Raw genomic sequence first — 25,733 nt, forward strand, 5'->3', positions numbered from 1 at the left:
CTAATTATAATCTATTCTGCAGGCTAAAAACAACATAGATGTATGATAGAGACATTTAAATTCCATTCCCAGATCCCGGTAGGGGCAGGCCTTGTGTCTGCCCGCTGTGTTTCCAGAACCACCCATAGGTCATCACCTTCCTATAGCCTACGAATAAAGCTCTGGCAGCAATTATGCTTTCCAGAGCTTTATCAACTTAAATAATCCCTTGGCCTTTTAAGATAAATTGTGCAATCACTGCAGATCCTATAAATGTACCAAACATAACAAACAAAGATACCACGATACTCCTCCAGCCAAGCTTTGTAAAATCTGCCCAGCTTTTTCCAATGGCAATCCCTGCATAAGCCAATACCGGTGTAGCCAGTGCCATGAATTGAACCTTTTGTGTATAATCTACAATTACACCGGATAATGGGAATCCAGGAGCCGTAATCAGCATTCCTATGATTCCAATATAAGCTATACTTGGTATATTCAAGGGAATCACTTTTGCTAAAATCATACCGGCTAGACTGATTCCGATTAGGATCAGCATCCCCGGTATGGATGCAGCAATCGCCTGCTTATATCCGATAAAATTACCCAGCAGTGCACATATGCCTACAATGAATAGTAAAAGTATCCATTCCTGCACTTCTTTCAACTTCATAGCGGTACGCCTCCTTCACCTGCAGATTCATCTTTTCCTTTGTTTTTCCCTAATCTTCCCAATTTAGGTTCTAGCAGGCTGTAGAGTTTATTGGTCAGGGGCAGTGCAACAAAGATAGACATATAAAGACCGGTTGCTGTTGATAGTAAATTGCTGGCTCCCGCAAAGGCCAAAATATCATCAGCCATTTCCGGAAATACATTGGTGAGGGCACCGGATGCTGCAGACATTAAGCTTCCGCTGCCTACACCGGTAGCCATAGCGAAGGCCAATGGATGCAATGGTGTTGCACTTGCTAAAAATCCTGCGATAAGGCCTAAAAAAACAGTTCCAAAGAGTGTTCCAACGATGTATACCATCATTACACCTCTACCCTCCGGAGAATTAAATCCGTATTTATTCATAATAAGTCCTACATTTGGTTCTCTTCCGATCGAGTGGGTCATTCCCACAGCTTCCCGTTTAAAGCCCAATATCAGCGCAAGGGGCAGTGCAAAGAAAATCGTCCCTAAATTTCCAAATTCCTGTAGTAAGAGTGCAGGTCCTGCTTGTATAATTTTTTCCAAGGAGGGTCCCATCAGTACGCCAATCTTTGCAATTAATAGGGTAATAGAAATAATAATAATCGGCTCTGCTGTATGGGCTTGCTCTTCATTTACGACCTTTGTTAAGAATAGAATTAAACCGAGTATCATTGCATAGAGCATGGGAAACAGCATGATCACCCCTGGGCCTAAAGGGATCCGATGGGTACCGATAAATTCTGTAAGCACAGTCAGCCCCAGAACAATCCCATGAAGCTTTAGGTCTTTCCATAAAGGTTTTTCATTTTTCATTTTTTCAACTCCTTTACTTTTGTTTTATGTCTATAAAATGCTCCATCGCATTTATAGCTGATTGGGCTAATACAGCGCTTCCAATAATCAAAGCATCCTCATCCGCATCAAATCTCGGATTATGCCATTGATACATACAGCCCTTCTCCGGATTTCCTACTCCCAGCCAATAGAAACAACCCGGTGCCAGTTCTGTATAAATAGAAAAATCTTCTCCTCCCATAGATGGGGTTGGGTCCACCATTCCATTTTCACCACAGATATCAGATACTACCGTTTTGCCTATGTCGTACATTTCCCTTTCATTGAAAACAGCAGGCAGGTCAAACAAATAATCTAAGCGTGCAGAAGCACCATAGGCCGCTGCAGTGTTTTCTATACTCCTACGCAATAGTTCCGGCAATTTTTCCTGTATTTCTTTTTTGAAAGAACGTACCGTACCGGTCATAATGACTTTCTCCGGAATTACATTATTTGCAATTCCCGCATTCATCGTCCCAATCGATACAACGGCAGCCTCCAGTGGATTGACATTTCTGCTGACGATGCTCTGAAGTCCCATTACAATTGCACTGCCTGCTAAGATCGGATCAATGGTCTTGTTGGGGATCGCCCCATGCCCGCCTACACCATCCACTTCTATTCGAATGGTATCTACTGCAGCCATCAAGCCTCCCAGCTTCAACCCAACTTTTCCTACAGGTATATCCGGATGATTGTGCAATCCAAAAATAGCATCTACTGTAGGATTTTCCATAACCCCTTTTTCTACCAGCAGCTTTGCCCCCTTGTTAATTTCCTCTGCCGGTTGGAAAATAAATTTGACATTTCCCTTTAACTGGTGGCGAAGTTCCGCTAAAATCATTGCTGCACCCAGTAAAGAAGTCGTATGCGTGTCATGGCCGCAAGCGTGCATGACACCGGCTATTTTAGATTTGTAAGGTACTTCATTTTCCTCCTGAATCGGCAGTGCATCTATATCTCCCCGAAGTGCAATGGTAGGTCCGTTTTCAGCGCCCTTGAGCAGTCCTACTACGCCGGTTTCTATGCCCATGTCCAATACATCAATATCCAGTTCTTCCAGCAGTGCCTTGATCTTCTCTGTAGTCCTGAATTCTTTAAAGCTTAGCTCCGGATACATATGCAGATCCCTTCTGATTGCAGTCAGTCGATCCTTATATTTGTTCATCAGCGCTTCTGTTATTTTCATACATCCTGCCCCCTTTCACAAATTACATGGTTTCAAAATATCCAGGGTATAGAGGGAATTTTGCTCCAAGCTCTAAGACACGTTTTTCAATCGCTTCCAATTTATCTTTATTCCCTAAGGATTCTGCCACTTCATTGATAATACTCCCAATCTGTTCCATTTCTACTTCTTTCATTCCCTTAGTAGTCATGGCCGTAGTACCGATTCGAACACCACTGGTTATCATAGGCTTTTCAGGATCAAAAGGAATCATATTTTTATTAACCGTAATCCCTACGCCTTCCAATGCAGCCTCCATCTGGGCACCGGTTAACCCTTTAGGTCTTAAATCCACTAACAACAAGTGATTGTCTGTCCCTCCCGACACAATACGAAACCCTTTTTGCTGCAATACATCGCCCAGCCTCTGTGCATTTTTAACGACTTGCGCCATACAAACCTTAAATTCCTCTGACATGGCATAATAAAAAGTGTAGGCTTTGGCTGCCATGATATGAAGATGCATAGAGCCTTGTGCACCAGGAAAAGTAGCTTTATCTAATGCCTGAGCATATTTTCCCTTGCAAAGAACAAAGCCGCCCCTTGCACCGGCCAGGGTTTTGGTGGTGGTAGAAGTCACGAAGTCAGCATAAGGCACTGGATTGGGGTGTACACCTGCCGCAACCAATCCAGCTACATGGGCCATGTCTACCATAAAGTACGCACCTACATCTTGTGCAGCCTTACCCATTCTCTCGTAGTCGATAAACCGTGGATAAGCACTGGCACCTGCTACAATCAGCTTAGGCTTATGTGTTTTCGCTAACTTTTCGAGTTCCTCATAATCGATCAACTCGGTGTCTTGGTTCAAACCATAAGATATAAAATTATATACCTTTCCCGAAAAATTGGCTTTTGCACCATGGGTTAAATGGCCCCCTTGGTCTAAACGCATCCCTAGCACCGTGTCTCCAGGATTGAGGATGGCGGTATACACACAATGATTGGCATTAGAGCCGGAATGGGGCTGTATATTCGCATGTTCAGCACCATAAAGGGTCTTCGCCCTTTCAATGCCCAAAGTCTCCATTTTGTCGATTACCTTGCTGCCGGCATGATATCTTCTTCCCGGAAAACCTTCCATGGTTTTGTTGGTCAGTATACTTCCCTGAAGCTCCAGCACCTGCGTCGGCACGTAGCTTTCCGATGCAATCATTTCAATTCCTGTTTTTTGGCGGGCATATTCCTCTTGTACAATCTGATATAATTCCATATCCTTTTCTTTTACCGTTTTTAGCATAGAGATTCCTCCCTGTTCAAAATATGTTTTTGTGTTCAGCTCGATGGCTAACCCTTATACGGGAAATAATTATTACTATTATTTCATAAAATTCTGTTAATTTATATGAACCATTTTATCCTTTTATTGAACAATATAAAAACATAAGTCATTACGAAAAAACAAGATGGCCGTCGTGTCCGTAACCGCCATCTTGTTTTTTTACTATCAACAAACTCAACTGCCTTTTCCTCTGTATAGATTGGGCGTCATCCCAGTAACTTTCTTGAAATTCTTATAAAAATAATTTAAATTGTTGTAACCCACCTTATCAGCAATTTCCTGTATGGATAAGGTCGTCTCTTTTAGAAACTCCTGTGCTTTTTTGATCCGCAGATGATTCACATAGGCAGTAAAGTTCGTCTGAAAATATTTCTGAAACATTCTTGAGATATGGCTCATACTGGTATGATGCCGCTTTGCACAGGTGTTCAGTTCTATGGCCTCATGATAATGTTGATGGATATATTCTAAAAATTCATTAAAAGCCTCATTCTCTGTATACCGATATCCTATGACACGCTCCATGGTATCTAAAAACTGCTTTGGCTCAATTGGCTTTAGCAGAATGTCCTTCGCTCCCAGCCGCAGGGCGGCCTGCGCATATTCAAAATAACTAAAAGCAGTAATAACAACAAACAGGATGGTTCCCTGGTAAGAAGCATTGATATTTTCCATAACCTCAATACCGCTTAACACAGGCATTTGTATATCTAAGAAAACAATATCCGGCTTTAACTGATAGATCATTTCCACAGCATCATCTCCTGCTGAAGCTTCTCCAACGATTTTCACCGGTAAACCATATTTGTCAAGCAAATGCTTTATCAATTCCGCTGCTAAGCTTTCATCATCCGCAATGATTGCACGTCGCATCTACTATCCCCCCTTATCGGTTTCTTACTGCGAATCCATTGAAGATACTTTATCTGGAAGGCTTATTGTTACCCTAGTCCCTAATCCCAACTCACTTTCTATTAAAAAAGTAAATTGTCCTTCAAAGAGCAGATCCAGCTTTTCATAAACCATCATCAAACCGCTGAAACCCTGTTTTTTATCCTCTTGGAGTTTATCATATACGTAATTCTGCAAATCTGAATCCATGCCTCTGCCGTTATCCATGATTTGAAGTGTCAGCTTGTCCTCCTGCATTTCAGCGGTAATTCTAATTTCCATACCTTCCTTCATATTCTTGAAGCCATGAATAAAGCAGTTCTCCACAATAGGCTGCAAGCAATTAAAAGGAATCTTCTTCCGGGACGTATCACCGCTCACATTAAAATATACTTTCAATCGGTTTCCATATCGAAGCTGCTGCAGATTGATATAATTTTTTAAGTATTCTACTTCCTCTTGGAGATATACAAAATAACTGTTATTCTTCAATGTATATCGCATTAGCTTTGATAAATCAATGATTGCTTCATAGGTTTTATCTGCTTTCTCTTTAACAGCCAGACCAGCAATAGCGTTTAAAGTATTAAATAGGAAGTGATTTCCGATTTGAATATTGAGTGCTTTGTCTTTTGCTGTTTTCAAAGATTCTTCCAAAATCGATTCATTCCTTACAATATCCTGAATAATTTCTTCTTGTTTGTTCAGTGCCACTGCCGTATTTTTAAATAGATAATAGTTGGCGATGTTTTTACTTAGTTTTTTGATCTGCTGCAAGATTGCATTCACTGTACCTTTTGGTACGATGTGCATTGCAGCATAAGCAGCTTCTCCTAAAATATTTTTTTTAATCTGCGTATACTGGTTAATATGCATATCTATCTGGGAGGTTCTGATATGCCCCCCCTTAATTAAGCCGATTACCCGGTTGTCAAAAACAATCGGCATAATAAAAATCGTTAATCCATAAGGGCAGACGTAAGCTGAAGGATCTGAGTAATACGGGGGTGTATATTCATCACGCATTTGATAAATAGGACACTTTTTCACATTTTCTTCAATACCGCACTTTTCTCTGCACAACTCCGGATAATATCTTCCTGTAATTACAGTATTTCCTTCCTCATCAAAGATCGCAACGGGTATCTTCAGCAGCTCAATAATCCCATTGTATATATAACCGATTTCTTCATTAACTGTAACCCTATTTTCCGATAAACTGCCCTCCACAATCATAGATTGTGTTTTTCTGGGAATCGGAAGGTTTTGGTCACGGTGAACCGGAATAGAAATAAGAAGTTCCTTTATCGGTTCATCTCCCAAATTGATCGTTTCATGGATAGACCCTACTTCAATATGATGCAGGGACCCTGCTTGGATATGGCTGATCTTATCTCCAATTAACTGTTTTCCAACTCCTGATAAAACATACAGCACTTGCTCGTCTCCATAATGAATATGTTTATTTTGGCTGCTGTTTGGATAAATCGTGACAATACCAATATTCATTGCATTTTGAGAGTTCTCTGACTCAGGCTCATAAATCCATTCAATCTCTCCCCATTCCAATTCCTGAATATTCTTTTTTGCCATCCTCATGCCCCCTTTGTCCTACCTTTCAAGCTTTTGTACAATTGTCTCACAGATTTCATGGGTCAGCAATGCATCTCCAGCATCTGTCTGTGAAATAATACCACTTCTCACAGATTGGAGAAAATGATCAATGATTTGATAAAATCCTCGGCGATACAGTACCGGTTCCCAATCTCCAAATTTAAAATGTGCTTCCTCTCCTTGGTGAAACCGAATACCCTGTGTTAAATCTTTTATCATCCACTTGTTTCCCGGGTGCATATATTCTACCACTTCTTCTGCAGTGCCATTATCCCGATTCATCATACCGATTGCTGTATATCCCTTTCCCGAAAGGGTTAACACAACATGATGCAGCAAACCATTCTCGATTCGCCCTTGAATTTGCGTTTCTTCCACAGCTCCAGGCAATAAATAGCGGAGGGTATCCACTACATGAATAAAATCATCAAAAATAAACCGGCGAATTTGGTCCGGCAAATGAGGTCTATTTTTTTGTATGATAATGATATTTGCAGATTCCTGCTCTTTCAGTTTCATAATCATCGGTGCAAATCTCCGGTTAAAACCTACCCTAAGGATTTTATTTTTTTGTTCCGCCAATTCAATCATCTGTTGGGCATCTTCATAATGATAGGCCAGTGGTTTATCGATATAAACATGAATCCCCTGCCTTAATAGTTCCCTTGCAACATCGCCATGGGCCTCGGTGGCTGTATGGATAAAGGCTGCCTCAATACCTTGATCTATCAAAGCTTCAATACTCTGTACCGATGCTGGAGCACGGTATTTGGTACAAAGTCTTTCTAAGGTTTCCTCATTTCGCGTGCATAGTATGGGCGTTATATCCCCCCTGTTCATTAGGATGGGCAAATAAGCTTTCTGTGCAATATCTCCTAAACCAATGATTCCAATCCTCATTTCTCTCATCCTCCTTCAGCATATCTATTCTATTTACTATTCTTGAAAATAATCACTTTCCCTTCCGTATTTCTCCTTTCGGGTTACGTTTCGTAAGGCTGTTCATAATTTTCTGTTGAATCTTCAAAAAAGATCTCCTCCAATCAGAAAATTTATTTCTTTTCGTAATTTTATCTTTATTTTTATTTACTTATGGTCAATTTATCATAGAATAGTATTATGAATCGTAATCAGGAGGAACATTATGGATGATATGGATATGAAAATTCTAAAGCTGCTCAATGAAAGGGGCAGGATCTCCCACGAGGAAATCAGCAAAATTCTTCATATATCCCGGCCTGCTATTCATCAGCGAATCAGCAAGCTGGAAGATCGCGGCATCCTTAGAGGATATACGGCACAGATTAACTGGAAAGCACTTGGCTACCAAATAAAAGTTCTTATCTTTATCAAGTTTCATTCCCATGTTTTCGATCGAATCACTGAACAGATTATGAAAATACAGGTTCCAAATACCTGTGTCGAAGATTTCTACAGGCTCGCAGGAGAATGGTGTGCCGTAATAAAGGTGAGAGCCTGCAGTCCCGATGATATTACGGTCTTAATAGATGAGATCTGCAAAATAGAGGGAATTCGTGAAACCTCTACTACCTTCATCTTATCTACCCTTATGGAAAATGAAGACCGGTATAAAAAATAAATAGGGAGGGATTCTAAAAGCTTTACTGCCTCCGGTTCCACACTTTCCCACATCGGCATTCAAATGCTTTCTGCAGGCGTTGCTCTTTGCGGGCTCGGCGTTGTCTTGGGAGAATCCATTTCTTTCTCTATCCTATTCTCCGCTGCCATTGTCCTAATCAGTGTCTTTATTGTCCAGACAAATAAAACAACCGAGCAAGAGATGCAGTCAACAGCAGAAGCCGAAAGAGTCTAGTGAAAAGCCCTGGAGACCATAGTCTCTAGGGCTTTTGCTATATTACTGAATCGATTTTCCAATATCTTTTCGATATTGCATTTTCTCAAAGGTTATTTTTTCTATATTTTCATATGCCTTTTTTCTTGCTGCTTCTACGGTGTCCCCCCAGGCTGTCACACCTAAAACACGACCGCCATGGGTGACAACCTCCTGCCCCAGCTGCTTGGTCCCAGCATGAAATACAACTGCATCCGGATCAATCGCTCCTAATCCTCTGATCGGTTTTCCCTTTTCATAGCTTTCAGGGTAGCCCCCTGCAGCGAGCACAACACATACCGTCCCTTGTTGTGACCATTGAATCTTCTGCTCAGCCAATTTTCCCTCTAAAATACTCTCAATAATTTCTACTAAATCGCTTTCTAGTCTTGTCAGAATAACCTGAGTTTCAGGATCTCCAAACCGCGTGTTAAACTCCAGCACCCGCGGCCCTTCCTGGGTAATCATCAGCCCAATGAAAAGCACTCCTTTAAAATCCAGTCTGTCCTTTTTAAAGCCGTCAATAATGGGTGTCAAAATAGTTTCTGCCACCGTACGCTCCAGCTTTTCATCATAGATATGACTCGGAGAATAGGTTCCCATCCCCCCGGTGTTAGGTCCCTGATCCCCATCAAAAATCCGCTTGTAATCCTGCGCACTCACCATAGGCACGATGGTCTTTCCGTCTACAAAACACAATATGGAAGTTTCTATCCCCTCCAAAAACTCTTCAATAACAATTTTATCCCCTGCCGCACCAAACTTTTTCTCTGCCATCATCTGCTCCAAAGCCTCTAATGCCTCTTTTTCATCTTGGGCAATCACGACACCCTTTCCTGCTGCCAGTCCATCTGCTTTAATTACCATGGGATACCCATAGATGCCTACAGCATTTTTCGCTGCTTCTAAATCGGTATATTCCTCATAGCGGGCTGTAGGAATCTGATGACGCTTCATAAAGTCTTTGGCAAAGGCTTTGCTGCCCTCCAGTTGGGCACATTGCCAATTGGGGCCAAAGACCTTCAATCCTTCCTTTTCAAAACGGTCTACAATTCCCATTACCAGAGGCCCCTCTGGCCCTACAATGGTTAGATCTATTTGTTTTTCCTTGGCAAAAGCGCATAATGCCTCTGCCGCCTCCGCAGGAATATCTACTAATTCTGCGAGGGTTCCGATTCCCGCATTTCCCGGTGCACAATAGATATTATCTACCTTAGGACTCTTTTTCAATTTCCACACGAGGGCATGCTCCCGGCCGCCGCTGCCGATTACCAAAACCTTCATTTTATAACCTCCTCCGCCTAATGTTTAAAATGCCGCATACCGGTAAAGATCATGGCGATCCCATATTGATTAGCCATTTCAATAGAAGCTTCATCATTTTGAGACCCCCCCGGCTGAATAATCGCGGTTATTCCAGCCTTAGCCGCAGCTTCTACACAGTCGGCAAAGGGAAAGAAAGCATCCGAAGCCAATACACTTCCCTTAATCGGAAGATTGGCCTGTCGAATGGCATTTTCTACGGCCCATATCCGGTTTACCTGTCCCGGTCCTATGCCTAAGCTTTGCAGGTCCTTGGCAAGCACAATTCCATTAGATTTAACATGCTTCACGACCTTCCAGGCAAAAAGCATATCTTCCATCTCTTTTTTTGTAGGAATCCGCTGTGTCACAACTTTCAGTTCTTCTTCTTTGTGAAGCTGCCCATCTACATTCTGGATCAGCAAACCGCCGTTGATCTTCTTTAGATCCAAGGCATTCTCCGGCTGTTTGCTTTGAATTTCCGGCAGTTTCATCAACCTTATATTCTTCTTTCCCTTTAAAATTTCCAGTGCATCTGCTTCAAAATCCGGTGCAATGATAATTTCAAGAAATATCTTATTCATTTCCTCCGCTGTTCTTCTGTCCACCTTTTGATTAGCCGCTACAATTCCGCCATAAATAGAGGTTGGATCACAACTATAGGCCTTATGATAGGCATCAAACAAATCATATCCGCTTCCCACACCACAGGCATTGGTATGTTTTACAGCTACTACGGCAGGCTCCGAGTACTCCTTTAAGAGCTCTAATGCCCCATTGGCATCGTTTATGTTATTAAAGGACAATTCCTTTCCATGAAGTTGTTCTGCATTTACCAGTGATCCCGGATTCTTTCCCGATTCTTTATAGAATACAGCCTGCTGGTGAGGGTTCTCTCCATACCTCAGATCCTGTACTTTTTCGTAGGTAAGGGTCAGCACCTCAGGGAACTCCCCTTGTATTTGTTCTCTCAAATACTGGGCTATCAGGGCATCGTAGTGTGCTGTATGTTCGAATACCTTTAGAGCCAGCCGATACTTTGTATCCCTTGACAGGGCGCCTGACTGCTCCAGCTCTTCAATTACACGGTCATAATCGGCCGGATCTATCACCACCGCCACGTCCTGATAATTCTTGGCGGCTGCCCGAAGCATCGTTGGACCTCCGATGTCGATATTTTCAATGGCATCTTCCAGGATTACATTCTCTTTTTTAATCGTTTCCTTGAAAGGATAAAGGTTAATAACGACCAGATCAATCGGCTGAATTCCGAGATTTTTCAATTGTGCCATATGTTCCTCATTCTCCCGAATGGCTAACAGGCCTCCATGAATAGCCGGATGAAGAGTTTTTACTCTACCGTCTAAACACTCTGGAAATCCTGTTACATCAGAGACAGATATTACGGAAATACCGCTTTCCATCAAAGTTTTTGCGGTTCCTCCCGTAGATAGGATTTCTACCCCCATCTCCTGAAGTTTTTTTGCAAAATCCACAATCCCACACTTATCTGATACGCTGATCAAAGCACGCTTCACCAATGAAATAACCTCCTTTAATTCGTACAATCCTTCCCTCTACAAGCAGTCTTCCCTCTGCAAAGAGCTTTACCGCTAAAGGCAGCAGCTCATGTTCTGCTGCTAACACCCGCTTTGCAAGACTTTCTACCGTATCCCCCGCTTCTACATCCGCTGCTTTTTGCAAAATGATCGGCCCGGTATCCGTACCCTCATCTACAAAGTGTACCGTAGCCCCGGTAACCTTCACCCCATACTCCAGCACTGCCCGATGGACATGCTCCCCGTAAAATCCTTGACCGCAAAAACTGGGAATCAGGGAAGGATGGATATTGATGATCCGGTTCCGATATTTTTCGATGATGCTCCCCCCAAGGATTTGCATATAGCCTGCCAACAGAATTAAGTCAATCTCTCTCTCTTCAAGGATTTTCTCTAATTTATTATTTCTCTCTTTTAAGTTCGGAAAATTTTTACTGCCTATATAAAGGTGCTCTATGCCGTGGCGTCTTGCTCTCTCTAATGCATAGGCATCTTCTCTGCTGGATACAACGACCTCGATGGAAGCAGGAATATTCCCTGCCTCGATCTGATCGATCACTGCCTGAAGATTGGTTCCACCCCCAGATACCAAAGCGGCAATCCTTATTTTTGACATAATCTCACCCCAGGACTGCCCTGTACTACTTCTCCAATTGTATAGGCCTTTTCTCCCATATCCGCTAGAGATTGAAGCAGCTTGCCGGCTTCTTCTTTCTTTACTATTAGAATCATCCCGATCCCCATATTAAAGGTTTTAAACATTTCTTCATCGGTAATGCTTCCTTGCTGCTGCATCAGTGTAAATACGGGCAGTATCGGCCAGCTTCCAAGATGGATCTCCACTCCCAAACCTGCCGGGATAATCCGTGGAATATTCTCAAAAAAACCTCCTCCGGTAATGTGAACCATCCCTGCTACTGAAAAACACTCCAATACCTTTGTGCAAACCTCTACATAGATACGGGTAGGTGTCAGCAATACTTCTCCCAAGGTGCCCTCCAGGCCCTCAATTAAATCTGCAGCGGTCAATCCCATCTTTTCAAAGAAGAGTTTTCGTACCAGAGAATAACCGTTGCTGTGAATCCCGCTGGAAGGCAGTCCGATCAAAAGATCCCCCGGAGATATTTTGCTGCCGTCAATGATCTTTTTCTTATCCACAATCCCTACGGCAAAGCCTGCCATATCATATTCTCCATCCTCATAAAACCCGGGCATTTCTGCAGTCTCTCCGCCAATCAATGCACATCCCGCCAGTTGGCAGCCATCGGCAATCCCCTTTACGATATCCGCTGCCTTTTCCGGTTGGAGCTTTCCTGTAGCCAAATAATCTAAAAAGTACAGTGGCTTTGCCCCTTGGCACAATATATCATTCACACACATCGCTACACAATCTTGCCCTACAGTATCATGCCGGTCTGCCAAGAAAGCAATCTTTAGTTTTGTTCCAACCCCATCGGTTCCGGAGACCAGTACCGGCTGTTCAATCCCTGTCAAATCCAGCTCGAACAACCCGCCAAATCCACCTAATCCACATAGGACGTTTTTGGTAAAAGTCTTCTTCACATGCTGCTTCATCAGCTCTACAGCCCTGGCGCCTTCATCCACATCTACACCGGCATCCCGGTAGGTTAAACCCTTGTTCTCCATTATCATCACCTCTATTTCTTTTCAAATAGGTATTTATTGCTCGTTTTTGGTACTTCCATCGGATAATCCCCGCTAAAACAAGCACTGCATAGTCCTGCTCCTGATTCATCAATTGATTTTAATAATCCGTCAATGCTCAGGTAGCCCAGACTATCGGCTCCTATCATCTTCCTAATTTCCTCTATGGAATGGGTAGCCCCTACCAGATTTTTTCTGTTTGGGGTGTCAATGCCAAAATAACAAGAATACTTTACGGGAGGAGAACAAACCCTCAAATGAACCTCTGTAGCCCCTGCATTCTTCAGCATTTCTACAATTCGGCCGCTGGTTGTTCCTCGTACAATGGAGTCGTCAATGAGTACGACTCTTTTTCCCTGTATATTTTCCTTTAATACATTCAGCTTTAATCGTACACTCAATTCCCGCATTTTTTGATCCGGCTGAATAAAAGTTCTGCCTACATACCGGTTTTTAATCAACCCTTCACCAAAGGGAATCTTAGATTCCTCTGCATAACCAATAGCCGCCACGGTGCCCGAATCCGGCACTGCAATGACTACGTCTGCATCCACAGGATGCTCCTTTGCCAGCATTTTCCCTGCATTTCGGCGGCTGATGTACACACTTTGTCCGTCTAATACACTGTCCGGTCTTGCAAAGTATACAAATTCAAATGAACATAGGGCCTTTTTTTCTCCACCAGCATACTGAATGCTTCGAATTTGTCCGTCTTCAATGATTACCATTTCTCCTGCCGCTACGTCCCGTACAAATTCGGCATTCAGCACATTAAAGGCACAGCTTTCAGAAGACAATACGTAACCGCCCTCTATCTTGCCGATACACAAAGGCCTCAGGCCATTGGGGTCCCTTAAGCCAATCAGCTTGTTTCCATAGGTAATCACCAAAGCATAAGAGCCTCGAATCTGCTCCATGGTCTTTTGAATGGCTTTCTCAATTCCGAAGGCATTGTATCTTGCAATGAGGTTTGCAATGACCTCGCTGTCAATGGAGGTCTGGAAAATTACCCCTTGATCTTCCAGATCATCCCGTATTTCCCCCGCGTTGATCAGATTTCCATTATGGGCGAGGGCGATACTGCCTCCCTTATAACGAACCACTAATGGTTGGGCATTGATCACATAGCTTTCTCCTGTGGTGGAGTAGCGCACATGACCTACTGTAATATCCCCTTCCAGTCTGCTAATAACGTCATCTGAGAAAACTTCCTGCACCAAGCCCATTTCTTTATAGTAGGTAATGCTGCCTTCTTTATTCACAGCAATTCCTGCACTTTCCTGCCCCCGGTGCTGTAGGGCATGAAGGCCGAAATAGGCCAATCGGGCCAGCTGCCCTCTCCCCGGTGCATGAATCCCGATTACTCCGCATTCTTCCTTTAACTTATCCAGATTTGTAGTATTGTACATGATATCCTCCAGTCTAAGGCTTTACAATCTCGCCAAAACCTCTTGATAGGTTTCTTCCACATCTCCTAGATCTCTTCTAAACCGATCCTTGTCCATCTTTTTATTGGTAGCTGCATCCCACAGTCTGCAAGTGTCAGGGGAAATCTCATCGGCAAGGATTACTTTTCCTTCATGGATACCGAATTCCAGCTTGAAATCAATCAGCTTCAGTCCTCTTTCTAAAAAGAAGGGACATAAAATCTCATTGATTTTTAATGCATACTTTCTAACCGTCTGAAGCTGATCTTCCGTAGACAGTCCTACAGCTAAAATATGATCTTCATTAACCATTGGATCGCCTAACTCATCGTTCTTATAGCAAAACTCTAAAACTGTATTTTTCAGCACTGCTCCTTCTTCTAAACCCAGTCTTTTGGCTAGAGAACCGGCTACTACATTTCTGATGATAACCTCCAACGGCAGTATTTTTACCGCCTTTACCAACATTTCACGATCACTCAACAGCTTTTCGAAATGGGTAGGTATGCCTTTTTCCTCTAAGAGCTTGAAAAGAAGTGCAGACATCTTGTTGTTCACGACGCCTTTCTCCGCAATAGTGCCCTTTTTCACACCGTTAAAGGCAGTGGCATCGTCCTTATAGGCAACAATGTACCTGTCTTCGACCTCTGTTTTGTATACCTTTTTGGCCTTACCCTCATAAAGCATCTCCAGCTTTGTCATTTTACTCTCCTCCTCATTTCTTGTTCAGAAAATTCATTTCCTTCTTTATTTAAGTAAAAATGGGATAAAAAAAGCGTCTACGACGCTTTCGCTAGGGAACCCTAGGTTCCCTTCGACGACTGCTATCGCAGTCTGAGCACCCTCCTTAGTACGGCAGGGGATTTCATCCCCTACAACCCCTATCTATTATATAAAAAAGCCCGATATAGACTGCATCATCTATTTCGGGCTATTCAATTTAGCCTGCCAAATGGTCTGCAAAGTATTTTACTACAAACAGGACCGCAATGATATACATCATTGGGTGTACTTCCTTTGATTTTCCAGATAATGTTTTTAACACTACATAGGAAATAACACCGAAGGTCAGACCTTCTGCAATACTATAACTTAATGGCATTATGATGATTGTCAGGAATGCAGGAATCGCATCTGTAAAATCGTCAAAATTGATTTTTAAAATCGGACTCATCATAAATAAACCAACCAAGATGAGTACAGGTGCTGTTGCTTCTGCCGGTACGGCAGTAAATATTGGAGAAAATACAGTTGCTGTCAAAAACAGGATTCCTGTAGTCAGCGCTGTCAATCCGGTTCTTCCGCCTTCTGCTACTCCGGAAGCACTTTCAACATAAGTAGTAACCGTACTGGTTCCTAAGGCAGCTCCGATGGTAGTCCCTATCGCATCTGCCATCAGTGCCTGCTTGGCATTTGGTACTCTTCCCTGGCTGTCTAACATATTTGCTTTTGTAGAAACACCAATTAAAGTACCTAATGTATCAAATAAGTCCACAAATAAGAAAGTAAAAACTACTAGCAGCATATCAAAGGTAAGAATATTGTGCCATTCGAACTGCATAAAGATCGGTGCAATAGATGGCGGCGCACTTACTGGATTTACAGGTAGTGTAGCCTTTCCAACGAAGACCCCAAGAATCGTTGTGATAATCATACCGATTAATAAACCGCCTTTAATATTTTTAATCAGTAAGAATCCTGTAACTAAAATACCCATGATCGCCAGCAATACTCCCGGATCAGCTAAATCTCCCAATCCAACCAAAGTCGCATCATTATTTACAATAATTCCGGCATTTTGGAATCCAATAAATGCAATAAATAATCCAATTCCCACACTTACTGCATTTTTTATCACCATAGGCATTCCATTGATGATAGCTTCACGGACATTCAGTAAGGTCAGTGCAATAAAAATAAATCCTTCTATTAAAACAGCAGTCAATGCAAACTGCCAGCTGTACCCCATACCAATTACAACAGAAAAAGCAAAGAATGCGTTTAGTCCCATCCCTGGTGCCAAAGCAAAAGGCAAGTTGGCCATAAGTGCCATACAAAGGGTTGCAATCGCTGCAGATAATGCGGTAGCTGTAAATACAGCGTCTTTGTCCATGCCCGTAGCACTAAGAATATCCGGATTTACAATCAAAATATAAGCCATGGTCATGAAGGTTGTAATTCCCGCGATGATCTCCGTCTTCGCATTCGTCTTTTTTTCTGAAAGTTTAAATACTTGGTTCAATATGCCTGCTTCAGGTTTTTTGTTTGTCAGTTCCATATTCATCCTCCTCATCTGATTTAGGAAGGTCATCAGTAGACGGCGTCAATAGCAAAGCCCGGATGGGAAGGTTAGACGCTCATCATAGTGAAACCTTCCCGTCCGGGCTTTTATCCCCTCGGTGTAGTATTACAAAACTGCAATACCTGTATCACTTGGACCAAACATCATTGAATCCTGCCTATTCAATCGTAGTTATTAAATAGTATGTCCATATTTAATCATTCTACAATGATATGCTGTTCAACGATTGGAACCCTAGATACACTTTCACCCATAGTCAGACAATTCATGGCTGTCTGGTAGAAACTTTCGGACCATATCTCCGAAACTATATGAGCAAACATTATGTTGTTGTTTTTTGTTTGTTCTTGCATACTAATCATACCAAAGGTACCCGCTATCGTCAATAGTTTTTACGAATGTTTTTATAGGAACCGATCAATTAATTTGACTAAATACGAACATTAATTCAATTTATCATCTTATGATTCTATTTTTATCTAAAATAATCAATTCCTGCCCGAAAAATCTGTTGATCCTTCTCTCCCGGCACGTTCACTGCGATATTGCTTCCAGTTCTTTCTGAATGCCCCATTTTGCCCAATATTCTACCATCAGGACTGGTGATCCCCTCTACAGCATGTACGGACCCGTTTGGATTATAAGCAATATCATAGGATGCATTACCGCTAGGATCTACATACTGGGTAGCAATCTGTCCACGTTGAATCATTTCCTCCAAGACTTCTGCCTTCGCTACAAACCTGCCTTCTCCATGAGAAACTGCAATCCTATGAATATCCCCTACCTGCAGGTTTGCAAACCACGGCGATAGGGTAGAAGCCACCCTTGTCTCCACCATCCGGGATGCATGCCGCCCAATCCGGTTAAAAGTTAAGGTTGGACAATCTTCATGGATATCGAAGATTTCCCCATAAGGCAGCAGCCCTAGCTTGACCAGCGCCTGGAATCCATTGCATATCCCTAGCATTAGCCCGTCCCGCTTTTGGAGCAGCTCCATCACAGCTTCCTTGATTCTTGGGTTTCGGAAAACCGTAGCAATAAATTTGCCTGACCCGTCGGGCTCATCTCCGGCGCTAAATCCTCCCGGCAGCATAATGATCTGGGCCTGTTCAATAGCTTCTGCCATCTTGGCAATAGAATTTTCTATATCCGACGCGCTTAGATTTCTAAATACAAAGGTCTCTACTTTTCCGCCTGCCTTTTCAAAGGCTCTTGCAGAATCCACTTCACAGTTGGTTCCCGGAAAAGCAGGGATGAAAACTCTTGGTTTCGCAATCCTAACAGCCGGCTTGCACCGGCTTCTGTCTGCATAGGAAATTTGTTGCGCAGTTCCTTGAATTGAAGCTGTCTTTGTGGGGAATATCTTCTCTAAAGGCGCTTCCCATGCTTTCAGTGCTTCCTCCAAGGAGATGCTTGTATCATCATTGAAGGAAATGATCCGATCTGCCGTTGTGGAACCTAACACCCTGTAAGGAATGTCTGCCAGCAGGGCTTTTACGGCTTCATTCTTCGGAAGTTCCAAGATGATTGAACCATAATGAGGTGTAAAAAGGGTTTCTGCATCCATATGTGCTTCAAATCGAAGCCCTATTTGATTTCCAAAACACATCTTACTAATGGCGGCTGCTAATCCTCCTTGACGCACGCTATGGGCTGCTAAAACCTTTCCTTTGTGGATACACTCGGTAATTTTTCCATAGATTTGGTCTATCGTTTGGAAATTCGGCATCTCCTGTGCATCTCGTTCAATGGGAATCCAGACAACCTGGCTCCCCCACTCTTTAAATTCTGGAGAAATAACCTTTCTTACATCTTCTGTAGCCACTGCAAAGGCTACCAAGGTAGGAGGCACATTTAAATCCTTAAAAGTTCCGGACATACTGTCCTTCCCTCCAATGGCAGGAATACCAAGTCCATGCTGTACCATATAAGCCCCTAACAATGCACTGAAGGGTTTTCCCCATTTGCTTGGCTCTTTGCCAAGTTTTTCAAAATATTCTTGGAAAGTCAGACGAATAGTTTTATGATTTCCACCCATGGCAACGATCTTTGCCACCGCTTCCACTACCGCATACAATGCTCCGTGGAAAGGACTCCACTTCCCAATCTTCGGATTATAACCGAAACTCATCAGCGAGCCAGTAGTTGTATCTCCCGTCAGAACAGGAATTTTGGCTGCCATACCCTCCGCCGGTGTCGTTTGATATTTACCTCCAAAAGGCATTAGAACCGTACCTGCACCTATCGTACTATCGAAGCGCTCCACCAGCCCCCTCTGACTGCAGACATTAATATCTTGTAAGTTGGCCAGCCATGCTTCCACTACATCCTGCTTGTGTTTTTCGACTGCCGCGGGCAGCTGCTTGAAATAGTTTTGTTTTTCCTCCGGCACTTCCACATATACCCGGGTATGTTGCTTTACCCCATTGGTATCCAGAAAATCCCGGCTCAAATCTACAATAGTTTTTTCCCGCCACTGCATCTTCATCCTGCGGTCATCGGTTACCCAGGCTACCACCACAGCTTCCAGATTTTCTTCCGCTGCCAGTTGAATAAAGGTATTTGCTTGATCCGCAGCCACCACAACCGCCATTCTTTCCTGAGATTCGGAAATGGCCAGCTCCGTTCCATCCAAACCTTCGTATTTTTTCGGCACCCTATCTAAATCAATCATTAGACCATCGGTTAATTCTCCTATGGCTACAGATACGCCGCCTGCACCAAAGTCATTGCACTTCTTAATTAACCGGCTGACTTCAGGATTTCTAAAAAGCCGCTGAATTTTTCTTTCTGTAGGTGCATTTCCTTTTTGCACCTCTGCACCACAGGTAAATATGGATTCTTCCGTATGCTCCTTAGAAGAGCCGGTTGCACCGCCACAGCCGTCTCTTCCTGTTTTTCCGCCCAGAAGTATCACAATATCTCCTTTTTTGGGCTTTTCCCTTACAACATTGGCTTTCGGCGCTGCTGCGATTACTGCGCCTACCTCCATTCTTTTTGCTACAAAAGCTTCATCGTAAAGCTCAGCCACCTGTCCGGTAGCCAAACCGATCTGATTGCCATAAGCACTGTATCCTGCCGCTGCTCCTGTTGTAATCTTTCGTTGTGGCAGCTTTCCGGACAAAGTCTCTTCAATTTTAGCACGGGGATCACCGCTGCCCGTTACACGCATGGCCTGATATACATAGGTTCTCCCCGATAACGGATCTCGAATGGCACCACCCAGGCAGGTAGCCGCGCCGCCGAAGGGTTCTATTTCTGTAGGATGATTATGGGTTTCATTTTTAAACATTAGCAGCCATTTTTCCTTTTGTCCTTCAACATCCGCATCGATCTCAATGCTGCAGGCATTTATCTCATCGGATACATCCAAATCTTCTAATTTTCCTGCCTTTCTTAACTCCTTCATACCTATAACGGCAATATCCATTAAGGATATATCTCTTTCTGTATCTCTATAAACCCTTTCTCTTGCAGCAAGATAAGTCTCGTAGGCCTTTTTTACAGGTTCTGTAAAATTCCCCTCTTGGATCTCTACGCTTTCAATCTTCGTAAGAAATGTAGTATGGCGGCAGTGATCCGACCAGTAGGTATCAATTACCTTGATCTCTGTGATGGTTGGGTTTCGTTTTTCTTGATCCCGAAAATATCCTTGCACAAAGGCAAGGTCTTCTTCACTCATGGCAAAACCCATCTCTTCCCGATAGCTTCTCAACGCTGCCGGATCCATGTGGATAAATCCTTCCAGCACCGCTACATCTCCTGGAATTGGAACCATCATTTCTACGGTTTCCGGTTTTTCCATAGAAGCCTCCCGGGAATCTACCGGATTGATACAATAGTTTTTTATTTTTTCAAAATCCGCTTGAGATAGATCTCCTTCTAAAAGAATTACTTTCGCTGAAACAACATCCGGACGTTCTTGTTGTGTGAGAATTTGTATGCACTGAGCGCCAGAGTCTGCACGCTGGTCATATTGTCCCGGCAAATATTCCACAGCAAAGCATCGGATATTTTCACCAATTTCCAATACTTCATCCACCACTTCATCCACTGGGGGCTCTGAAAAAATAGTATTGCGCGCTTTTTGAAAGGCTTCTTCCCCAATGCCCGCAATGTCATAGCGATTGACAATCCGAAGATTTTCCAGTGCTTTCATTCCCAGATTCTCTTTTAAATCTGCAAGTAAATGCTGCGCCTCAATATCCAAACCCTTTTTCTTCTCCACAAAAATTCTACGTACCTTTTGTTTCATTCTCTATCCCAGCCTTTCTGTGAATTTACATCTTTACAAGTCCATTGTAGCATAATAAAATTAATAATTAAAATTAATGCTATTAATGCGTTTTATTAGGAGTGATAATAATTGGATATTAATTTTGAACTCTATAAGGTATTTTATCATGTAGCAAAACAGCTGAGTTTTTCAGAGGCAGCTCAACAACTTTATATTTCCCAGTCCGCAGTCAGTCAATCCATAAAGCTGTTGGAAGAAAAGCTAAATTGCCGTCTCTTTATTCGGCATACAAAGCAGGTTCGTCTTACCCAAGAAGGCGAAGCTCTCTACCGGCACATCGAACAAGCCTATCATTTTATCAAAAATGGAGAGAAAAACATTCACCAGATTCATTTGCTGCAACAGGGAGAGGTGCGCATCGGAGCCAGTGATACCATCTGCAAGTACTATCTCCTCCCTTTTATCAAAGAATTTCACCGCCAATATCCGAAGGTTCGCATCCACATCACCAACCGCACCTCTCCCGTGTGTATCGAGCTTTTGAAAAAAGATCTTGTAGATCTTGCAGTGGTAAACCTTCCCGAAGAAAGTTTGGAAACAAGCTTTCATATAAACCATTTGGCTAAGGTCCGTTATGCCTTTATAGCAGGAGAAGCTTTTATGGATCTAAAAGATCGGGAAATACCCCTGAAAGAATTAGAAAGATATCCGATTCTTACCTTGGAAAAAAATACAACTGCCCGAAGCCTGCTGGATGCATTCCTGCTGCAAAGTCAGGTTGAAATTATACCCGAAATCGAAATCAGCAGTGTCGATTTATTAATTGAATTCGCTAAAATCGGCCTCGGCATATCCTTTGTTATGCAGGATAGTCTAAAGGGCATTTTGCCCAGTAAGGATTTATTTTTACTAAAGATCAAAGAAAAGCTGCCGCAAAGGAATCTTGCCGTTCTGTCCCATACAAATCTCCCTGTTCCCATCGCTGCAAGCAGATTTTTAGATTTGCTTATACGATAAGTTCAACTGCATCCTCAATTCATTCTAATACCATTGTCCTAATTTTCAGAACGATGGTATTTTTTTTTGTTTCAATTTGTTTGATTCGGATATATAATATGATGTAGTATTATGTTGAATTTTGTCGATTTTTCTGGAGGCTCAATTGGGACTATTCTAAAATACAGATTACGCTATAGAATGGTCGTAACAAGTATTAGACTCAATAGTCTTCAAGAGATTTCAGGTCGCACAGAATTTCCACACCACACCATAAAATCACATATGTAGGGAGGAGCCTATCCATGAAAAGCATTCGAACAAAATTAATCATCTATTTCTCAATCCTTATTTTAGCAATATGTAGCGGTCTTAGTTTTATTGCTTATGATCGAGCTTCTGATGCGATTATACAGCAGATCGAAGGAATCTTGCCTGAAAAGGCAGAAGATGTTGCAAAAACCGTTGCAGGAATCAATGAAGGACACCTGAAATCTCTTACAACTTTAGCCAATAATCCATACCTTATATCCCTAGACCTGGAAAGCCAAATGTCTTTTTTGGATCTGGAAGCCAAACGCCTGGGTTTTCAATCTATTGGCATCAGCGATTTGGAAGGTTCTTTACAATTTAGCAACGGCAGCAGTGCCCAGATATCGGACCGTGAATATTTCCAGAGCGCATTATTGGGAATTCCTAATATCTCTGATCCCATCGTAAGTAAGGCAGATGGATCTATTATCGTGGCCTATTCTGTTCCCGTTCATAATGAAAACAATAAACCAGCAGCTGTCTTGGTTGCCTTTGCCGACGGTACCGTCTTGAGTAAAATCGTATCAGACATCAGGTTTGGAGAAACCGGCTATGCCTTTATCATCAATGAACAGGGTACTATGATTGGACATAAAAATGAAGATTTAGTTTTAAATGGAGTTAATTACATAGAAGAATCCAAGTCCGATGTTACATATGTAGATTTAGCCAATGTACTTACGAAAATGACTCAAGGAACTACAGGCGTCGATCAGTATACTTATGAGGGGAGCATTCGTTATATGGGTTTTGCTCCTATCCGGGGAACCAATTGGTCCATTGCAGTAGGCGGCTATCAAGCCGACATACTTTCCGGTCTAAAAGAGTTGCAAAGATATATATTAATTGCAACCTTTATCCTATTGATTATAGGAATTTGTCTAGCATTCATCATTGGAAACTCTATTACCAAGCCGATCCTTTCCAGCATACACCATGCTGTCCAGATTGCTTCCTTAGATATTTCAAAGGACCTTTCCCAGAAGGATCTAAGGCGGAAGGATGAAGTGGGCAAACTAACCAATGCACTGCAATCCATCACCAACAGTCTCCGGGATTTTGTGAAGCAAATTGCAGACTCTTCCCAGCAGGTAGCAGCCGCCTCCGAGCAACTTACCGCTACAGCGCAGCAATCTGCCATGGCTTCCGAGCATATTGCCGCTTCTGCCAGTGAAGTTGCCCAGTCTGCAGACCGCCAAATATCTGAGGTAGTCAACACCACTGCTTCCATAGAAGAAATCTCCGCCAGCCTTGAAGAGGTGTTTGGACACATACAGGAGATTAATGCCTCCAGCCAGGATGTGCTGATACAATCTAATGATGGCCGAACCGAGATTGACAGAGCCATTCATCAGATGACATCCATCTACAACAGTACCAAACTGGTTGAAGCTACATTGGGTGATATTTCGAGCAGTTCAGATCATATGAATACTTTCACAGAGGTTATTGCAAATATCTCATCACAGACCAATCTGCTGGCACTAAATGCAGCTATTGAAGCAGCTCGAGCCGGTGAGCATGGTAAAGGCTTTGCAGTAGTAGCCGATGAAGTTAGAAAACTAGCGGAAGAGTCACAACGGGCAACCGATGAAATTAACAGTCTTATTAAAATCAACCGGCAGAATATTCATCAGGCAAAAACTGCAATGGACGAAGGTTCAAAAAATGTAGACGAAGGTATTGTGATCGTGAATAAAGCACAACAAACCTTTTCTAAAATCTCTCAATTGGTTGGTCAAGTTAACCAACAGATTTCAACCATTACCGAATCTATCGAACAAGTATCCAATGGTGCACAGCATATTGTTACCTCTGCCAATGAGGTAGAAAATGCCAGCAAAATGGTTTCCGGATCAATCCAAAACATATCCGCAGCTACCGAAGAACAGACTGCATCTATGGAGGAGATATCCTCTTCCAGCGAAAGTATGGCATCCCTTGCACAGGACCTGCAGCAATACATATTAAAATTTAAATATTAAAAAGACAAATGCGATAGGTAACCCCTATCGCATTTGTTATAACGCCATTCCATTGCTTTAGCCTTGTGAACCCCTACAGCCAGCAAACAAATCCCGCCGGAAATGATTCATTTGCCAATAGCCTTGGTGAAATAGGATGATTTACATAAAATGCTTTCTTAATCTCATTGCAGCTTCTTTAACTGAGCCGGCAGCCAGTATAGCAGATACCACAGCAATTCCGTCGATTCCCGTCTCCCCCACAGCCGTCACATTATTTTCCTGGATGCCGCCAATACCTACAACAGGAATATTCACCGCTTTCTTGATCTCTGCTAATTGTGCAAGATTTACCAAACGGGTATCTGTCTTTGTGTTTGTCGGAAAAAGAGCACCCACACCAATATAATCTGCACCCTCCGCCTGGGCTTTTAAAGCTTCTTCTATATTTGCAGCGGAAACCCCTAAAAGCTTCCCTTCTCCTAGTATCTTTCTGGCTACACTGGCGGGCAGGTCGCTTTGCCCTACATGTAAGCCCTCGGCATCCACTGCCAGCGCAATGTCCAGACGGTCATTGATCATCAGCGGAATCCCATATTTTGATGTCAACGCTTTTACTTGCACAGCAGTTTGATAAAACTCCAGGGAGGTTGCATTCTTTTCTCTCAACTGCACTATAGTGACACCGCCTGCTATGGCTTCTTCCAAAGTGCTGATGAAGCTCCTCCCCTTCAAAATATCCCGGTCGGTTACCAAATAGAGTCCATAATCGATATTATGCTTCATGAATTTTCACGCTCTCTTCCATAAGTGTTATGGAAAAGCTGCCAATAGCATCCATCAGCTTAACCCGGAAGGTACCTACTTCTTCCTTATGTGGCAGCGCTTCATATGCCTTTTCTCCTGCAAGCCCCATGACTGCCGTCCCCATAATGGCTGCATGGAAAGGATTTTTCTTTGTCCCGACGCAAAGCCCGATCAAAGAAGTGGTCATGCAGCCGGTTCCCGTAACCCTTGACAGCATCTCGTGACCATTTTCTATATAAAAAACCTGCTCTCCATCAGAAACAATATCCGTTGCCCCTGTAATGACGACGACGCAGTTTAATCTCTTTGCAAGCTCCAGTGCGATTTCCCTGCCGCCCATCAAAGAGTCATCTATGGAATCCACCCCTCGGGTTTTCCCTCCCTGTCCATAGATGCTTTTAATCTCTGACATATTCCCCCTCAACACAGACAACTGTACTTCCTCAAGGATTCGCTGGACGGTCTGTGTCCTGAGTGCCGTAGCTCCAACGCCTACAGGATCCAACACTACAGGAGTTCCCAGAGCGTTTGCCTTTTTCCCTGCCAGAACAAAGGCCTCTATGGTTCGTTGGTTCAAGGTTCCTACATTCATCACCAAAGCAGAAGCCAATGAAACCATTTCTTCTACTTCAGCAAGGTCGTCCGCCATCACCGGAGATCCCCCTAATGCCAATACGGTATTTGCACAGTCATTAACGGTAACATAGTTTGTAATATGGTGGATCAGCGGTTTATCTTTTTTAATCGTTTCAAATATTTCACGAAAATATGGAAATAACACGA

The 25,733-nt window shown here is 42.9% G+C and carries 20 protein-coding genes and 1 riboswitch; of the genes, 3 read left to right on the plus strand and 17 right to left on the minus strand.

Annotated elements, in window-relative coordinates:
• Positions 1-196 precede the first annotated feature (196 nt).
• From Gferi_RS09950 to Gferi_RS09980, 7 genes are all read right to left on the minus strand, one after another.
• On the minus strand, positions 197-652 hold the full coding sequence (locus tag Gferi_RS09950; protein ID WP_069976009.1) for a hypothetical protein: 456 nt from the start codon (positions 650-652) through the stop codon (positions 197-199).
• On the minus strand, positions 649-1,488 hold the full coding sequence (locus Gferi_RS09955) for a DUF3100 domain-containing protein (RefSeq protein WP_069976011.1): 840 nt from the start codon (positions 1,486-1,488) through the stop codon (positions 649-651). Before Gferi_RS09955 ends, Gferi_RS09950 begins: the two co-directional genes overlap by 4 nt.
• Positions 1,489-1,501: 13 nt before the next feature.
• On the minus strand, positions 1,502-2,698 hold the full coding sequence (locus Gferi_RS09960) for a M20 metallopeptidase family protein (protein WP_069976013.1): 1,197 nt from the start codon (positions 2,696-2,698) through the stop codon (positions 1,502-1,504).
• Between the two features lie 22 nt (positions 2,699-2,720).
• Entirely contained in the window at positions 2,721-3,977 is a 1,257-nt protein-coding gene (locus Gferi_RS09965; RefSeq protein WP_069976015.1) for a serine hydroxymethyltransferase, read from the minus strand.
• Between the two features lie 216 nt (positions 3,978-4,193).
• Positions 4,194-4,892, minus strand: a complete 699-nt coding sequence (locus tag Gferi_RS09970; protein ID WP_069976017.1) for a response regulator transcription factor — start codon at positions 4,890-4,892, stop codon at positions 4,194-4,196.
• Between the two features lie 24 nt (positions 4,893-4,916).
• On the minus strand, positions 4,917-6,503 hold the full coding sequence (locus Gferi_RS09975) for a histidine kinase (RefSeq protein WP_069976018.1): 1,587 nt from the start codon (positions 6,501-6,503) through the stop codon (positions 4,917-4,919).
• A gap of 18 nt (positions 6,504-6,521) precedes the next feature.
• The gene (locus Gferi_RS09980; protein ID WP_069976020.1) at positions 6,522-7,424 is read right to left on the minus strand and encodes a Gfo/Idh/MocA family protein; all 903 of its coding nucleotides are present in this window, start codon (positions 7,422-7,424) and stop codon (positions 6,522-6,524) included.
• A gap of 244 nt (positions 7,425-7,668) precedes the next feature.
• Between Gferi_RS09980 and Gferi_RS09985 the strand changes: the two genes are divergently transcribed.
• Positions 7,669-8,124, plus strand: coding sequence for an Lrp/AsnC family transcriptional regulator (locus Gferi_RS09985; RefSeq protein ID WP_069976022.1), 456 nt, complete (start codon positions 7,669-7,671; stop codon positions 8,122-8,124).
• Between the two features lie 276 nt (positions 8,125-8,400).
• On the opposite strand, the gene purD is transcribed toward Gferi_RS09985, so the two are convergent.
• From purD to Gferi_RS10025, 8 genes are all read right to left on the minus strand, one after another.
• Positions 8,401-9,660 carry a phosphoribosylamine--glycine ligase gene (gene purD / locus Gferi_RS09990; RefSeq protein WP_069976024.1) on the minus strand — a complete coding sequence of 420 codons (1,260 nt, stop codon included), beginning with the start codon at positions 9,658-9,660 and terminating at the stop codon, positions 8,401-8,403.
• 17 nt (positions 9,661-9,677) lie between these two features.
• Positions 9,678-11,219, minus strand: a complete 1,542-nt coding sequence (gene purH, locus Gferi_RS09995; RefSeq protein WP_069976026.1) for a bifunctional phosphoribosylaminoimidazolecarboxamide formyltransferase/IMP cyclohydrolase — start codon at positions 11,217-11,219, stop codon at positions 9,678-9,680.
• Entirely contained in the window at positions 11,185-11,853 is a 669-nt protein-coding gene (gene purN / locus Gferi_RS10000) for a phosphoribosylglycinamide formyltransferase (protein ID WP_069976028.1), read from the minus strand. Before purN ends, purH begins: the two co-directional genes overlap by 35 nt.
• On the minus strand, positions 11,841-12,884 hold the full coding sequence (purM, locus tag Gferi_RS10005; RefSeq protein ID WP_069976030.1) for a phosphoribosylformylglycinamidine cyclo-ligase: 1,044 nt from the start codon (positions 12,882-12,884) through the stop codon (positions 11,841-11,843). Before purM ends, purN begins: the two co-directional genes overlap by 13 nt.
• An 11-nt stretch (positions 12,885-12,895) precedes the next feature.
• Positions 12,896-14,311 (minus strand): amidophosphoribosyltransferase, encoded by a 1,416-nt coding sequence (purF, locus tag Gferi_RS10010; protein WP_069976032.1) that lies wholly within the window; start codon positions 14,309-14,311, stop codon positions 12,896-12,898.
• Between the two features lie 21 nt (positions 14,312-14,332).
• Entirely contained in the window at positions 14,333-15,031 is a 699-nt protein-coding gene (purC, locus tag Gferi_RS10015) for a phosphoribosylaminoimidazolesuccinocarboxamide synthase (RefSeq protein WP_069976035.1), read from the minus strand.
• 238 nt (positions 15,032-15,269) lie between these two features.
• Complete coding sequence (locus Gferi_RS10020) at positions 15,270-16,607, minus strand: NCS2 family permease (RefSeq protein WP_156782363.1); 1,338 nt, start codon at positions 16,605-16,607, stop codon at positions 15,270-15,272.
• A 257-nt stretch (positions 16,608-16,864) separates the two neighbouring features.
• Positions 16,865-16,966, minus strand: a riboswitch (purine riboswitch).
• Positions 16,967-17,106: 140 nt separating this feature from the next.
• On the minus strand, positions 17,107-20,889 hold the full coding sequence (locus tag Gferi_RS10025) for a phosphoribosylformylglycinamidine synthase (protein WP_069976037.1): 3,783 nt from the start codon (positions 20,887-20,889) through the stop codon (positions 17,107-17,109).
• A gap of 111 nt (positions 20,890-21,000) precedes the next feature.
• Here Gferi_RS10025 and Gferi_RS10030 point away from each other — a divergent pair, with 111 nt between their 5' ends.
• Positions 21,001-21,888, plus strand: coding sequence for a LysR family transcriptional regulator (locus Gferi_RS10030; RefSeq protein ID WP_069976039.1), 888 nt, complete (start codon positions 21,001-21,003; stop codon positions 21,886-21,888).
• Between the two features lie 284 nt (positions 21,889-22,172).
• Positions 22,173-24,164: a methyl-accepting chemotaxis protein gene (locus Gferi_RS10035; protein ID WP_069976040.1), complete on the plus strand. Its 1,992-nt coding sequence runs from the start codon at positions 22,173-22,175 to the stop codon at positions 24,162-24,164.
• Positions 24,165-24,305: 141 nt separating this feature from the next.
• On the opposite strand, the gene thiE is transcribed toward Gferi_RS10035, so the two are convergent.
• A complete protein-coding gene (gene thiE / locus Gferi_RS10040) occupies positions 24,306-24,929 on the minus strand; it encodes a thiamine phosphate synthase (protein ID WP_069976041.1) in 624 nt (207 codons plus the stop codon).
• Positions 24,919-25,731: a hydroxyethylthiazole kinase gene (gene thiM / locus Gferi_RS10045; protein WP_236932720.1), complete on the minus strand. Its 813-nt coding sequence runs from the start codon at positions 25,729-25,731 to the stop codon at positions 24,919-24,921. Before thiM ends, thiE begins: the two co-directional genes overlap by 11 nt.
• Positions 25,732-25,733 lie beyond the last annotated feature (2 nt).

It is taken from the genome of Geosporobacter ferrireducens (assembly GCF_001750685.1).
GTDB lineage: Bacteria > Bacillota > Clostridia > Peptostreptococcales > Thermotaleaceae > Geosporobacter > Geosporobacter ferrireducens.